The 13,701-nt window shown below is 76.6% G+C and carries 10 protein-coding genes; 4 read left to right on the forward strand and 6 right to left on the reverse strand.

Going from position 1 to position 13,701, the window contains the following annotated elements:
* The first annotated feature begins 9 nt into the window (after positions 1 to 9).
* From ACH4K1_RS22920 to ACH4K1_RS22935, 4 genes are all read left to right on the forward strand, one after another.
* Positions 10 to 807 (forward strand): type VII secretion system-associated protein, encoded by a 798-nt coding sequence (locus tag ACH4K1_RS22920; RefSeq protein ID WP_398091139.1) that lies wholly within the window; start codon positions 10 to 12, stop codon positions 805 to 807.
* A gap of 407 nt (positions 808 to 1,214) precedes the next feature.
* Positions 1,215 to 2,042 (forward strand): type VII secretion system-associated protein, encoded by an 828-nt coding sequence (locus tag ACH4K1_RS22925; RefSeq protein WP_398091140.1) that lies wholly within the window; start codon positions 1,215 to 1,217, stop codon positions 2,040 to 2,042.
* Entirely contained in the window at positions 2,039 to 5,632 is a 3,594-nt protein-coding gene (locus ACH4K1_RS22930) for a hypothetical protein (protein WP_398091141.1), read from the forward strand. The genes ACH4K1_RS22925 and ACH4K1_RS22930 overlap by 4 nt, the downstream gene beginning before the upstream one ends.
* 162 nt (positions 5,633 to 5,794) lie before the next feature.
* A complete protein-coding gene (locus ACH4K1_RS22935) occupies positions 5,795 to 7,105 on the forward strand; it encodes an RICIN domain-containing protein (RefSeq protein WP_398091142.1) in 1,311 nt (436 codons plus the stop codon).
* A 114-nt stretch (positions 7,106 to 7,219) separates the two neighbouring features.
* On the opposite strand, the gene ACH4K1_RS22940 is transcribed toward ACH4K1_RS22935, so the two are convergent.
* The 6 genes from ACH4K1_RS22940 to ACH4K1_RS22965 form a co-directional block, all read right to left on the reverse strand.
* Positions 7,220 to 8,032 carry a serine hydrolase domain-containing protein gene (locus tag ACH4K1_RS22940; protein WP_398091143.1) on the reverse strand — a complete coding sequence of 271 codons (813 nt, stop codon included), beginning with the start codon at positions 8,030 to 8,032 and terminating at the stop codon, positions 7,220 to 7,222.
* Between the two features lie 102 nt (positions 8,033 to 8,134).
* Positions 8,135 to 9,376, reverse strand: coding sequence for a glycerate kinase (locus ACH4K1_RS22945; RefSeq protein WP_398091144.1), 1,242 nt, complete (start codon positions 9,374 to 9,376; stop codon positions 8,135 to 8,137).
* Complete coding sequence (locus tag ACH4K1_RS22950) at positions 9,373 to 10,806, reverse strand: SLC13 family permease (protein WP_398091145.1); 1,434 nt, start codon at positions 10,804 to 10,806, stop codon at positions 9,373 to 9,375. The genes ACH4K1_RS22945 and ACH4K1_RS22950 overlap by 4 nt, the downstream gene beginning before the upstream one ends.
* Before the next feature lie 338 nt (positions 10,807 to 11,144).
* Positions 11,145 to 11,804, reverse strand: coding sequence for a response regulator transcription factor (locus tag ACH4K1_RS22955; RefSeq protein WP_398091146.1), 660 nt, complete (start codon positions 11,802 to 11,804; stop codon positions 11,145 to 11,147).
* Positions 11,801 to 13,255 carry a sensor histidine kinase gene (locus ACH4K1_RS22960; protein WP_398091337.1) on the reverse strand — a complete coding sequence of 485 codons (1,455 nt, stop codon included), beginning with the start codon at positions 13,253 to 13,255 and terminating at the stop codon, positions 11,801 to 11,803. The genes ACH4K1_RS22955 and ACH4K1_RS22960 overlap by 4 nt, the downstream gene beginning before the upstream one ends.
* A complete protein-coding gene (locus tag ACH4K1_RS22965; RefSeq protein ID WP_398091147.1) occupies positions 13,245 to 13,565 on the reverse strand; it encodes a small hydrophilic protein in 321 nt (106 codons plus the stop codon). The genes ACH4K1_RS22960 and ACH4K1_RS22965 overlap by 11 nt, the downstream gene beginning before the upstream one ends.
* Positions 13,566 to 13,701: the final 136 nt, after the last annotated feature.

Below are 13,701 nucleotides of genomic sequence, written 5' to 3' on the forward strand. Positions count from 1 at the left end.
GAGGAGCCCATGAACGACGACACCGCCGACGCGGAGACGACCGGCGGACCCGCCGCCCCGGACCCGCGCCCTTCCGGCGTACAGGGAGGCCCGTCCGCCGTGTTGAGGGGCCGGCCGGGGTTCCGGGAGCCGCCCGAGGAGTACGTCGAGGCCGCCAGGGCGGCCCCCGGCCACTGGCTGTCCGTGATCGACCGGCACTGGAGCGGCGACGAGGACGAACCCGCCCCCTCCTGGGCGATCCTGGGGCGCTGGCGCAGCGACGCCCACGGCGAGATCGTGGAGTGGGAGGAGAACGCCGGGTACCGTCCCTCGCCCGACGCGTACGGCTGGGCCCCGCCGGTCAGCCCCGTGGACGCGGCCGTGCAGCTGGTCGCCACCGGATACGCCTCGGAGGACCTGTTCGCCCTGATGGTCGCCGACGCCGAAGTGGCGGTGTGCCTCGACGACGAGGGCGGCCTCGCCGTCACCGACGCGCAGGACGGCACCCAGGCCGTCCCCGTCTTCTCGACCTCACCGGAACTGGACCGGGACAGGCTGCCGCCGCACGAGACGATGCTCGTCCCCGACCTTCTGGACCGCCTGCCCGAGGGGAAGGAAGTCCTGGTCCTCAGCTCGTCCGCCCCGGTCGGCCAACTCGTCACGGCGAGCGCCCTGCTGGCGGCCCGGACCGAGCTGGAGGAGTTCGCGCGCCTGGAGGAGGCCGACGCGTGGCCCCCCGCGCCGGCGGCGGGGGACGGCCCCGGGGCCGCCCTCCGGCCGCCCGGACCGGCCGAGGCCCGGCCCGAGTTCTTCCGGGGAGAGGGCTGAGCCCGCGGGCCCCGGCCGCCCGTCCCGGCGGCGTCGGCGGGGCCGGGCGGCGGAGAGGGCGGGACGACGCGGATCTCCCTCTTCGAACTCCGCTTCGTGCGGGTACGGTTCACCCGTGAGCGGTCTCGTCGCCCGGGCGGGGATTCCGTTTGCCGCCCGCTCGCCGGGCCCCCCGCCCCACGGCCGAGGGAGCCCCGCCCGCCGGCCCGCGCCCACGGACTGTCAACTGATGAGGGTGAGTTCGCAACGATGGCTCGTGTCTTCTGTTCTTGGAGTGGCCGCCGGTGAGTGAGTACGTCGACAGGTCCGCCCCGGAGATACCCCCGGCGCCCGGGCCCGAGCCCCTCCCCGCCGCCGAGGACGACCCGGCGGTACCGGCGTCGGAACCCCCGGCGGCAGAAGCGGTCTTGACCAACGGTGGACCGGCGGACCCGACCGGTCCGCTGCCCGAGCCGCCCCCGGAGGTGGTCGAGGCGGCCCGGAAGCTGCCCGGCCGCTGGTTGAGCGTTCCCGACGCCGCGTGGGCGGGACAGGGCGCACCGCCGGACTGGGCGGTTCCCGGCCGGTGGCGTACGGACTCCACGGGGACGATCGTGGCGTGGGAGGACAACGACCGCTACCGCCCCTCCCCGGCTGCGCTCGGCTGGCCCAGGGCCACCGACCCGGTGGAATCCGCCGTCCAGCGCGCCGTGACCGGTTACGGACCGGCCGGCGAGGTCCTGCGCACCCTGGCCGCGTCGAAGGTCGCGGTGCTCATCGGCCCCGGCGGCGAACCGGCGGCGCTCCGCTCGGCCCAGGGCGACCCCGTGGTGCCCGTCTTCACCAGCCCCGCCCACCTCCGCGCCCTCGGATCGCTCGCCGCCCGGCTGGTCCCGGTGGCCGACGTGGTCGCGGGGCTGCCCGAGGGGCACTCCCTCTACGTCAACCCGACCGGGCCGGCCGGGATGATCATGGAGACCGAGGCGTTGGCCGAGGAGATCGCCGCCCAGGAACGCGGCGAGGCCCGGCCGGTGAGCACGGACGGCCCGGAAGGGACGAGTGCGCCGCGCATCCGGGCGGTCCACGTGACCGACGCCGAACGGCTCGCCACCGGCGCGGCCGACGCCGAACCGCCGGCCGCGGGCGCGGCCGGAGCCGACCGGGCCGCCACCGAACTGCCTGCCCCGAAGGAAGCCGCCGCCTCCTCGGCCGCTTCCCCGGCCGCGTCCTCCGCCGCGACGGAGGCCCGGGCATGAGGGGCAGGGGCGGGCTCTTCGCACGCAGACGCGACACCGGCGCCGGGCGCGACCGCGCCGACGCCGTCCCGGCCGCCTCCACCGGACCGGACGACGGGACGGGGGAGGGGTTCCTGGTCGAGGACCACGACGGCATGCTGCTGCTGCGGACCTTCTCCGACGACACGCTCGCCCCGGCCGACGTCGCCGACCTGGCCCGCACCATGGGCGCGGACGAGGGCACCGTGACCGTCGTCGCGGGCGCCGAGGGGGCCGGCTCCGCCGCCTTCTGGTCGAAGCTGAGCGAACTGCTCGACACGCTGGGCGAGTCGGGGGACGGGAGCGTACGGCTCGTCATGGCGGGGGCCGGCCACGACGCCGAGGGCCGGCCCGCCACCGCGCGCCGCATCGCCGACGCCTGGCGGATCGAGGTCGAGGCGCCGGACGGACCGCCGCTCGTCGTGCCGGGCGGCTCCCTCTTCGTCCCGCCCGCCGAGGGCGCCGGCCGGCGCCCGTCGACGGGCGGCTGGTGGCGGTTCGCGCCGGGGCGGCGACCGGAACCCCTGGGCCCGCGCAGCCCGGAGCCGTCCTGGCAGTCCGCGCTGAGCGGCCTGCCCTCGGCCATGGCGGGCGGCTGCGTCGTCGAGCAGATACCCGCCGGGGTGCTGGTGCGTCCCTCCGGGGCCGCGCCGGCCCGGCCCGGCGACCTCTACCACGCCGTACCGGTCGACCCCCGGCGCCTGGCCGTGGTGGTCGGCGTGCCCTTCGGCGAGGACGTCTCGGCCGAGGAGGTCGCCGAGGTGCTGGAGGCCCTGCCGGAGGACGTGCGGGTCGCCGTGCGGCTCGTGCCCGGCGGGCGGCGCGACCTGCTCCCGCTGGCGCAGTCGGTGGCCGACCGGCTGGACGTCGAGGTGGAAGTGATGACCGGGCTGCCGCTCGTCGCGGCCGCCGGGCCGCTGGGGACGTACTCCGTGCGATCGGTCCTGGCCTCGCCGGACGGCGCGCCGACGTGGATACCGTTCGTGGACGCCGTCAGGTGCGGCCCGCCCGACGCGGAGGGCCGTGCCCGGCCGCCCCGGCTGCTGCGCTGGAGCCCTCCGCTGCCGGGACCGGCACGCCCGGAGGAGGGGGTGGTCGGCCTGAGCGAGGACTGGCAGCTCACGGTGACGCGGGCCGGTATGCGGGTGGGCCCGCGCGGCGGCCCGGAGCCGTCCCTCACGGCACGTCCGGTGGACCCGGGCGGCCCGGTGATCGAGCTGGGGAGGCCGGGCGAACTCCTCGACGCCTCGCTGTGGCCGGTCCTGTCGAACGTCCTGGAAGCCCTGGCGCCGGACCTGCGCGGGCGCGCGACCCTCCACGTGCACGGGGTGGCCCGCGACGGCGGACGCGAACTGCGGCGGCTGGCCGCCCGGTACGGGGTGCGCACCCTGCGCCACGCCGCCCCGGCGCCGCTCCGGGCCGGCCCGACGACCGCGGGCCGGCCCGCCCGGGCCGAGGCGGTCGGCGCGCCCGCACCGGCATCGTTGTCACCGGCCGCCCCCGCACGGGGCCCCGAGCGCCCGGCGTCGGCCGGACCGGCGGAGCGCCCGGCCGAGGGGCCCGGGGCCCCGGCTCCCCACCGGCCGGGACGGACCTCCGGAACCGCCCCCGCCGCTCCGGTGAGGACCGGTGGCAGGGGCGCGGGGGCCGACCGGGCACGGCAGCCCGGGGAGCCCGCCACCGCTGGTGCGGAGGCGGGCACGGAGACGCACGCCGCACCGGGGGCGGGTACGTCCGGCGGACCGGGCGAGGCGGCGGCGCCCGGGACGCGGGGCACGTCCGGCACGTCCTTCCCGCCCGGTGTGCCGGCGCCTTCGGCCGCGTCGGGTACGGCGGCGGCCACGGGTACGCCGGGTATGCCGGCGGCCACGGGTACGCCGGGTATGTCGGGGGCCAGGGATACGGCGGGTACAGCGGGCGCCACGGGTACGACCGGCGCACCCGACGCGTCCGCGGTGTCGGGCACGCCCGGTGGGCCGGGCGCCTCGGGCGCGTCCGGCAGGAGTGCGGCGCGTGGGGAGCGGGAGCGGCGGGCGGAGACGTTCGACTGGTCGGACGACCGCGTTCCGACGGGGTTCGCCGGGCGTCCCCGCTCCCCGGGGACGGCCCCGGCGAGCGGCCCCGGTGCCGCCCCCGCGGCTCCGGCCCCGGCGCCCGATCGGAACCCCGGCCCCGCAGGCCGTCCGGAAGGACGGGAGCCGGATGCGAACGCTCCGCGGCCGGACACCGCCACCGCCGGTCCCGACGAGGACCCCACCCGGCCCCCTGGACCGGAAGCGCCCGGCCGTGCGGGAGCGGCGGACGGGGCCGGAGGCGGCGGGGACGCCGCAGCCGCCCCCGCCGCCGGCCCGAAGGGGCCGGGAGCGGACGGTGAGCCGCCCCGGCCGCCCGGCTCCGGGGGAGCGGAGGAGGGGGCCCCGGCGGAGGACGACGGTGCGGAGCCGTCCGCCGCGGCCGATCCGGCATCCGCCGGGGCCCCGGAACCGTCCACCGGACCGCGCCCCGCCGAGGGGCCCGTGCCGGGTTCCCGCACGGCCGGCACGGACGTGCGCGCTCCGGAGCCCGCTCCGGCGTCCCCGGGACCGGGGACGCGCGGGGTACCGGTCGCGGGCGACGACCCGGCGCCCGCGACGGCGCCGATCACCTCGACCGCCTCCTCGGATTCCGGCGCCGTCCGGCTGCCGCCCGTACCGGAAGCCCGAGCCGTTCCCGATCGCCCCGGCCCCGGTCCGGCGGAGAGCGGCCCCGGCCCGGCGGGCACCGGCCGCAGCGCCGAGGACCCGGGCGAGGACGTCCCTCCGACGCCGCTGCCCCCGGTCCTGCTGGGCCCCGGGCACCGCAGCTCCGAGGCCGAACGGACCGCCTTCCGCGCGCTCGCGGGCGAGATGTGGGACCGGCACGGCGCGGCCGTCGCGCGTGCGCTCGCCCGGATGCCCGCGTTGCGCGGCAAGGAGCAGGAGGCGGCCCGCGCCGATCTCATCGCGCTGCGGATGTACCTGCACCTCCCCGAAGGGCCACTCGGCCACGGCGCGTTGACCCGGAGTCTGCGCGACCGCGAGCTGGACCTGATGCCGTACGGCGCCTGCGTGGCCTCGGCGCTGAACCGGATGCCGTCCTACCGGGGCGCGGTGATGCGCGGCACCGGCGGTGGTCCCGCCGCTTCCGGAGGCGTTTCCGCTCCGCCCCGCCCCGGGACGCTGCTGCGGGACGCGGCGCTGCTGAGCACCGTGCGGCTGGATCCCGGCACCGCACCACCGCCGGGCGACAGTTACGTCATCTGGTCGGTGGCCGGCCGCCGCGTGCGGCAGTTCTCCGAGCAACGCGGGCCGGAGGAGGTCGTGTTCGCCCCCGGGACGCTCTTCCGGGTGCTGGCCGTCCGCCGCGCGCAGCCCGGCGTACAGATCCATCTGCGTGAACTGACCGGACCTGCCGAGACGGCCGCGCCCGATCCCGAAGGGGATCGGGCCGTGCTCGCCCGGCTGGATGCCGTCGCGCCCGGACCCGACGCGACGCCCCCGGGCGCCGGCCCCTGGCCGGAACGCTGCGCGGGCGCCGTGGGGGCCGGACCGTGACGCGACACCCAACCCCGACAAGAGTGAGGACCTTACGTGGCAAGAGACCGTGATCCATCCCCCCGCATACCCACGCGGTCGGGAACGTCCACCGGCGAGGGCGGTCAGGGGACCAGCCGGAGCGCCGGGAGCCCATCGGTATCGGTACGCCGAGCGGTGGCCATGCCCGGAGCGCCCGGCGACCCCGGCAGCGCTCTGACCCCGGGCGGCGAGCGGCCGGGCGGTACGACCGCGCCTGCCGCGGGAGCCGCCCCGGAGGCCGCCGCCCGTGCGGAGGGCACGGCGTCCGGAGGCTCCGCGCCCACGACCACGAACCCGCCCACGAGCACGAGCGGCGAGGCGGAGGCCGGCGAGGCGACTGCCGCGCGTACCAACACGCCCCGGGGAGAGGCGGAGAGCACCGCCGAACCCGTCGCCTCCTCCGCGCCCTCCTGGGCCGCGGCACCGTCCCGAACCGCTTCCGCCTCGACGTCGTCGGCGTCCGTCCCCACCGCGGAGCCGGCGACCGCCGGCGTCGGGGGCCCGGTCCCGGGCATTGCCGCGGCCGCGACCGGTACCGGTGGCGGCGGTGGCGCGAGTTCGCAGGAGGGCGACGAACCGCCCGGCAGCCGGCCCAAGAAGCCGATGCTGGCGGCGGCCGGGATCGTCGGCGCGATCCTGATCGCGGTGCCCTTCCTGCTGGCGGGGCAGGACGACCGCGAACCCGAGCGCACCCGGACCGAGAACGCGGCCGGCACGGTGCTGGACAGCGAACGTCCTCCGGTTCCGGAGACCTACACCAGCCAGTCGCCGGTCCCCTCCGCCAAGCCGAGCAAGAAGGAGGAGAAGAAGGAGAAGGAGGAGAAGAAGGAGAAACCGGCCGGGCCCGTGGTCCAGCAGCAGACGGTCACGCCCTCCCCGAGCCCCTCCCCGGAGAAGTCCAAGGCCGAGGAGAAGCCCAAGCCCAAGGTCAAGCCCAAGGCCCAGGCCCAGGCGCTGACCCCGGCCGAGCAGCTCCGCCAGTGGGCCAACGGACGCTCCGGGGTCCAGAACACCGTGATCAAGAACGCGTCGACCGGCCAGTGCGTGGACATCGGCGGCTACGGCAAGGGCCAGATCAACAACGCCGTCAACCAGTACCCGTGCAACGGCACGACGGGCGACAACCAGCTGTGGAACCTCGACATCGTGGACCAGGACGGCGGCCCCCAGAACGCGCCCCTCTTCCTGATCCGCAACAGCAAGGACGGGCTCTGCCTGGACCTGGGCTACTACAACGCCCGTTCGGCGGGGACGAAGATCGGGCAGTTCCACTGCAACGCGTCCGGTGACAACCAGCTGTGGTGGCTCGACCCCCGCGGCGACGGCACGAACTGGATCCGCAACGCCGTCAGCAACGACCTGTGCCTGCGTCCGACCGGCGGGGCCTCCGCCGGAAACGACGCCCGGCTCGAAATCGCCCCCTGCGGGTACGGCGACCACTGGATCGTCTGAGGATCCGCCCCGGCGGAGCCGACGCCCCCGTTCCCGCGGTGCAGCGATGCGCACGGCGGGAACGGGGGCGTTCCCCTTCGCCCGGGAGGCGTCCGCCGTCCCGTGGCGGAGGGGTCAGGACAGTTCGGCCAGGACCGCGTCCGTGAACGGCGTCCACGCCTCCGCCGCCCACGGGCCGAACGCGCGGTCCGTCAGCGCGACGCAGGCGGCACCCGCCGCCGGGTCGATCCACAGGAACGTGCCCGACTGGCCGAAGTGCCCGAAGGTCGCCGGGGAGGACGAGACGCCCGTCCAGTGCGGGGACTTGGAGTCGCGGATCTCGAAGCCGAGGCCCCAGTCGTTCGGGTTCTGGTGGCCGTAGCCCGGCAGGACGCCCTTGAGACCGGGGTGGACGACGCTCTGGGCCTCCAGGACCGTACGCGGGTCGAGCAGGCGGGGAGCCTGCACCTCGGCGGCGAAGCGGACCAGGTCGTCCACGGTGGAGACGCCGTCGCGGGCGGGGGAGCCGTCCAGGGTCGTGGACGTCATGGACAGCGGCTCCAGGACCGCCTGGCGCAGGTACTCCGCGAACGGGATGCCGGACGCCTTCGCGATGTGCTCGCCCAGCACCTCGAAGCCCGCGTTGGAGTACAGGCGGCGCTCGCCCGGCGGGGCCGTCACCCGGTGCTCGTCGAAGGCGAGGCCGCTGGTGTGGGCGAGGAGGTGGCGCACCGTGGAGCCCTCCGGCCCGGCCGGCTCGTCCAGCTCCACGGCCCCCTCCTCGTACGCCACCAGCGCCGCGTAGGCCGCGAGCGGCTTGGTGACCGAGGCGAGGGGGAAGCGGTGGCCGGTCGGCCCGTGCGTGCCGAGGACCGTGCCGTCCGCCCGGACGACGGCCGCCGCCGCCGTGGTGACCGGCCAGGTGTCGATGATGCGCAGGCTCTCCATGTATCCGAGCCTAACGGCCGTGCGGGACGCCCGGTCCCCGGCCCCGCGCCCCCGCCCCCCGGCGCCCCGGGGTGGCGCCCCCGCGTCCCGGCCCGGGCGGGCTCACGCGGCCAGCGGGGCGATCGGGGCCAGCCGGGTGCCGAGCGCCATGATGCGCATCGCGCGTTCCGTGGCGTCGGCCAGGAGTTCGCCGCTGCGGCCGATCGCCTCCACCAGCGTCATCGGGGCGGGCAGGATCGCGCTGTACGCGTCCACGCCCACCGCCCGTACGTCCTGCGCCCCCGGCCCGATCGTCCCGGCCAGCACCAGGACCGGCACCCCGGAGGCGTGGGCCCGGCGGGCGACCTCCGCCGGGATCTTCCCCCGTACGGTCTGGTGGTCGAGCGCCCCCTCCGCCGTGATGACGAAGTCGGCGCGGGCCAGGCGGGCGTCCAGGTCGAGGCCGTCGAGCAGGACGTCGTAACGGGGGAGGAGGCGGGCCCCCACGGCGGCCAGCCCGGCCCCGAGACCGCCCGACGCACCCGTGCCGGGGGACGTCCGCAGGTCGACGGGGACGCCGGCCGGCCGGGCGAAGAGCGGGGCCAGGTCCCGGGTGAGGACGGCGGCCAGCCGTTCCAGGCCGGCCGAGAGCAGCTCCACCTCCGCCGGGGTCGCCCCCTTCTGCGGCCCGAACACCCGGGCCACGCCGCGCTTCCCGCACAGCACGTTGTACGGGTTGCAGGCCACGAGCAGTTCGGCGTCGGCCAGCCGGGGGTCGAGGCCGGACGGATCGATGTGCTCCAGCTCGTGCAACGCGCCGCCGCCCGCCCGGAGCCCGCGGCCGTGCCGGTCGGCCAGCCGGGCCCCGAGCGCCTGGAGCGCGCCCGCGCCCCCGTCCGACGTACCGGAGTCGCCGCAACCGACGAGGACGCGCCGGGCCCCGGCGTCCAGGGCCGCCCGGATCAGCTCGCCGACCCCGTACGTCGTGGTCGCGCCCGGGTGGCGGCGGTCCGGCGGTACCAGGGCGAGGCCCGCGACGGCCGCCATCTCGACGACGGCGGTGAGCGGACCGGGCGGAGCGCCGGCCCCGTCCAGCAGGGCGAAGTGGGTGGGCACCGGGTCGCCCACCGGGCCCGTCGCCGTCACCGGCACCAGCCGGCCGCCGCCCGCCAGGGCCAGCGCCTCCGCCGTGCCCTCGCCGCCGTCGACGAGGGGGATCAGGTCGAGTTCGGCATCGGGCGCCACCCGGCGCACGCCGGCGGCGATGGCCTCCGCGACCCGGGCGGCCGACAGGGACTCCTTGAACCCGCTGGGGGCGATGGCGATGCGGTGGGGGCGATCGGTGCGGTGGGTACGCGTGGTCATGGCTGGGTCTCCAGGAGGACGGGCACGCCGAGCAGCGGCCAGACGGCGAGGGCGAAGAGGAGGACGAGGGCGGCGGTGAGCGGCGCGAGGAAGGCGGACAGCCGCAGCAGGTCGCGCGGGGTGTACGTCGGGGTGCCGGGCACGTCCGCGAAGAGCGCGACCGGCTTGGCCGAGGACGGCAGGGTGTGGCAGAAACCGGCGGCGGCCGTGGACGCCAGCGCCGCCGTGACCGGGTTGACCCCGGCCCCGGCCGCCGCCGCGACCACCAGCGGCACCAGCACGGAGGACCGGGCGGAACGCGACTGGAGCGCCAGATGGGCGGCCGTGCTGACGACGACCACACCGGCGAGGAACACCCACGGGGGCGTGGACGCCCCCAGGGGTATCCAGCCCACCAGCCAGTCGGCCGCACCCGAGTCGGAGAGGGCGACGCCCATCGCCATGGTGGCGGCCATGAACAGCAGCAGCGGCCAGGGGACCGTCCGCAGCCCGTCCTTGAAGCGCACGGTGCCGAGCGCGGGCGAGGTCGCCACGAGCGCGCCGATGAGCGCGACGACGGCGGGCGACACCCCGTGCAGCGGCTCGCTGCACCAGAGCAGGACCACCGTCGCCAGCAGCAGCAGGCACCGCGACTCCGCCGGGGTGAACGGCCCTTCGACGGCCGTCTCGGAGTGCTCCTGGATCTGCGCCGCCGTGATCCTGACCGGACCCTTGCGGTCGGCGCGCCGGACCGTCGTCACCAGCACCAGTTCGGCGGCCAGATGGGAGGAGGCGACCGCCAGCGGCAGCCCGAGGACCAGCCAGCGCACGAAGCCCAACTGCTCCCCGGTCTGCTCCCACAGCACCCCGACCGTGATCAGGTGCGCGCCCGCCCCGATCAGGGTCGCCACGGCGGAGAGCAGGATGACGGTCGGGAAGAGGAGCGCGAGCATGACGACGAGGCGCGCCCGCTCCCGCAGTGCGGCGGCCAGCGCCAGGAAGACCGGCAGGGCGAGCGCGGCCCGGCCCGAGGTGGCCGGTACGGCGAACGCGGTGACGACCAGGCCGGCCGTGGTCAGGTGCACCAGCTGGCGTACGGTCCGGGCCCCGCCGACCAGGAAGACGGCGGCCCGGCCGGCCAGACCGGTCCGGGTCACGGCGGCGGCCAGGACGAAGGCGCAGATCAGCAGCCACACCGTCTCGTCGCCCAAGGTGGCGAACAGGGTCTCGCTGCTGATCACCCCCGTCACCGTCAGCGCCAGGCCGGCGCCGAGCGCGACGTAGGCGTCGTCCACCGGGGTGGCGATCCAGGCGGCGGTGGCGAGGACGAAGACGGCGAGGGAGAGCCGCCCGTCGACGCCGAGGCCGGGGGCGGCGCCGGGTACGGCGAGGAGGGCGCAGAGTCCGAGGACGGCGCAGAGGCCGGCGGTCTGCCGGAGGGGGAGAGGCACGCTGTACAGCCTCGGAAGGCGGGGTGAGCGGTCGATGAGCGGCCGGTGAAGGACTTTTCATCTCCGCCCGGCCGCCCTCGGCCGCCGGACTGCCCCCGCCGCCGGACCGCCCCCGCCGCCCGGCTGCCCGGTCACCGCGCCGTCGGGTGGCCTGATCACGTGGCCGCCCGGTCCCCCAGCCGTCCGGTCGCCCCGCCGCCCGCCGCCGGTCCGGGCGTGCGCGTCGGCCCCGCCGCCCGGCGCCGGTCCGGGCGTGTGCGTCGGCCCCGCCGCCCGCCGCCGGTCCGGGTGTGCGCGTCGGCCCCGACCCCGGCGCCGGTCCGGGCGTGGCCCGCGGCCTACGGCAGCCGGTAGCCCATGCCCCGTACCGTCTCCAGCCGCTCCGCCCCCAACTTCCGGCGCAGCGCCCGGACGTACACGTCCACGATGTTGGAGCCGGGGTCGAAGTCGTACCCCCACACGTGCGACAGGATCTGCTCGCGCGACAGCACCTGGCCGGGGTGGCGCAGGAACATCTCCAGCAGCACGAACTCGCGCGCCGTCAGGTCCACCGTCCGCTCCTCCGCCCGGGCCCGGCGCGTCCGCAGGTCCAGGGCGAGGCCGCCGCTGCGCAACACGGTGACCTCGGGGGCGCGGGCGGCGGTGCGCTGCCGCAGCCGTACCCGGGCGAGCAGCTCCTCGAAGCGGAACGGCTTCGTCATCCAGTCGTCGGCCCCGCCCTCCAGCCCCGCCACGGTGTCCCGGACCGAGTCGCGGGCGGTGAGCACGATCACCGGCAGGGTGACCCGGGCCTCGCGCAGCTCCCGCAGCACGGTGAAGCCGTCCCGGCCCGGCAGCCCGATGTCGAGCACCATCAGGTCGAAGCCGCCGGTCAGCGCGTGGCCGAGCGCCAGGTCGCCGTCCTCCGCGACGACGGTGGTGAAGCCGTTGGCGCGCAGCCCCTTCTGGACGAACGAGGCGATGCGCTCCTCGTCCTCGGCGATCAGGATGCGGTTCATGAATCGGTCTCCAGGGTGAGTACGAAGGTGGCTCCGCCGCCCTCGGTCCGGCGGAGTTCCACGCGTCCGTGGTGGCCCTCCGCGATGGCCTTGACGATGGCGAGGCCGAGCCCCGCGCCGCTGGTGCGGGTGCCGCGCCGGGACGTGCCCCGCCGGAACCGCTCGAAGATCACCTCGGCGTCCTCCGGCGGTATGCCGGGCCCGTGGTCCGCGACGTACAGCTCGACGCGGTCCGTCCCGGGCCGGTCCGTCCCCTCCCGGCCCGCCTCGAACCGGGAGCCGATCCGGATGCGCTGCCCGGGAACGGTGTGCTGGACGGCGTTCTGCGCGAGCTGGACCATCGCCTGCGTCATCCGCTGCGGGTCCAGCCGTACTTCGCGGTCCGCGACGCCGTCGAGCTGCCACTCCCGGTCGCCGAGGGTCCGCACCTTCACGAAGACGTCGGCGGTCAACTCCGCGAGCTGGACGGGTTCGGGGCGGACGAAGTCGGGTCGTTCGGCCCCCGCGAGGAGGAGCAGGTCCTCGACGATGCGGCTCATCCGGTCCAGCTCGTCCGTGACCAGCCGCACCGTCTCCTCCCGGTCCGCCGGATCGTCGCCCATCAGCTCCAGGTGGCCCCGGACGATGGTGATCGGGGTGCGCAGTTCGTGCCCGGCGTCGTCGACGAAGACCCGCTGCGCGGCGAACGCCCGCTCCAGCCGGTCGAGCATCGCGTTGAAGGTCTCCGCGAGGGCCGCGACGTCGTCCCGGCCCTCCACGGGGATGCGCCGGGTGAGGTCCTGCTCGGTCAGCTCGGCCGCCGTCGCCCGGACCAGCCGTACGGGCGCGAGGATGCGTCCGGCGACGGCCCAGCCGACCCCGGTCGTCATCAGCAGCGCCACCCCCGACAGGGCGAGCAGCGTCCAGAACGTCTTGTCGGCGACGGCCCGTTCGCGCTCCGGGTGGAAGGCGACGACGAACGCCCCGGGCGGCCCGCCCGCGGACGGCCCTATCTCGACCTTCGCCCAGCGCACCTCGCCCTGCGGGCGCTCCAGCGTCCCGAAGGAGTCCGGGGAGGCGCGAATGCGGGTGAGCGACGCGCCGTCCCGCCACAGAGCGGTGTCCGGCGGGAGGTCGCGCCGCTGGCGGATGGCGTCGGGCCGGTCGCCCGGGCGACCGGTGAGACCCAGCAACTCCTCGTCGGGGTCGGCGTACTGGCGTTGCAGATAGATCCGGAGCAGCCGGTCCGCCGTGCCGAACCGGCCGCCGGTCTCCGGGTCGACGCCCTGCGGCACGAAGTTGGCGAACTCCCCGGTCTCCTGGGTGAGCAGCTGGCTGATCCGGTGGTCCACGTCCCGCTGGAGGATGGAGCGCACGGTGACGGCGACCGCGCCCAGCGCGACCGCCATCACGACCAGCAGCCAGAGCAGGATGCGGACCCGGGCGGAGATCCTCGGCAGGCTAACCGTCATCACCGAAGTCGTCGTCATCGTCGTCGTCGGCCGCCGAGGGGCCCGGGACGACGGAGCCGTCGGGTGTACGGGACGGAGCGGCGGAACCGCTCGGCACCGGTCCGCCCGGCGCCGGTTCGCTCGATACCGGTCCGCTCGGCGCCGGGCCGCCGCTCGCCGGCGGAGTGCCGCGCGGGCTCTCCTCCAGCCGGACGGCGGGCGGTACCTTCGGCGCCTCCGAGGTGTCGGTCATGGCGTAGCTGGTGGCCGCTATGCCGAGGGGCACGGCGACGACGGCCGCCAGGGCCGCCAGACGAGGTGAGAAAGCCATGCGTTCACCCTGGCGGTCCCGGACAGTACGAAGATGAAGCGAGGATGAACATTCCTTCATCTTCGACATATGGGACCTTCCCGGTCGGCGGCCCGGTCCGGAAGAACCGCCGGTCGCGCTTGCTTCGAGTGCGCTC

The organism is Streptomyces sp. NPDC017448 (assembly GCF_044330565.1).
Lineage (GTDB): Bacteria > Actinomycetota > Actinomycetes > Streptomycetales > Streptomycetaceae > Streptomyces.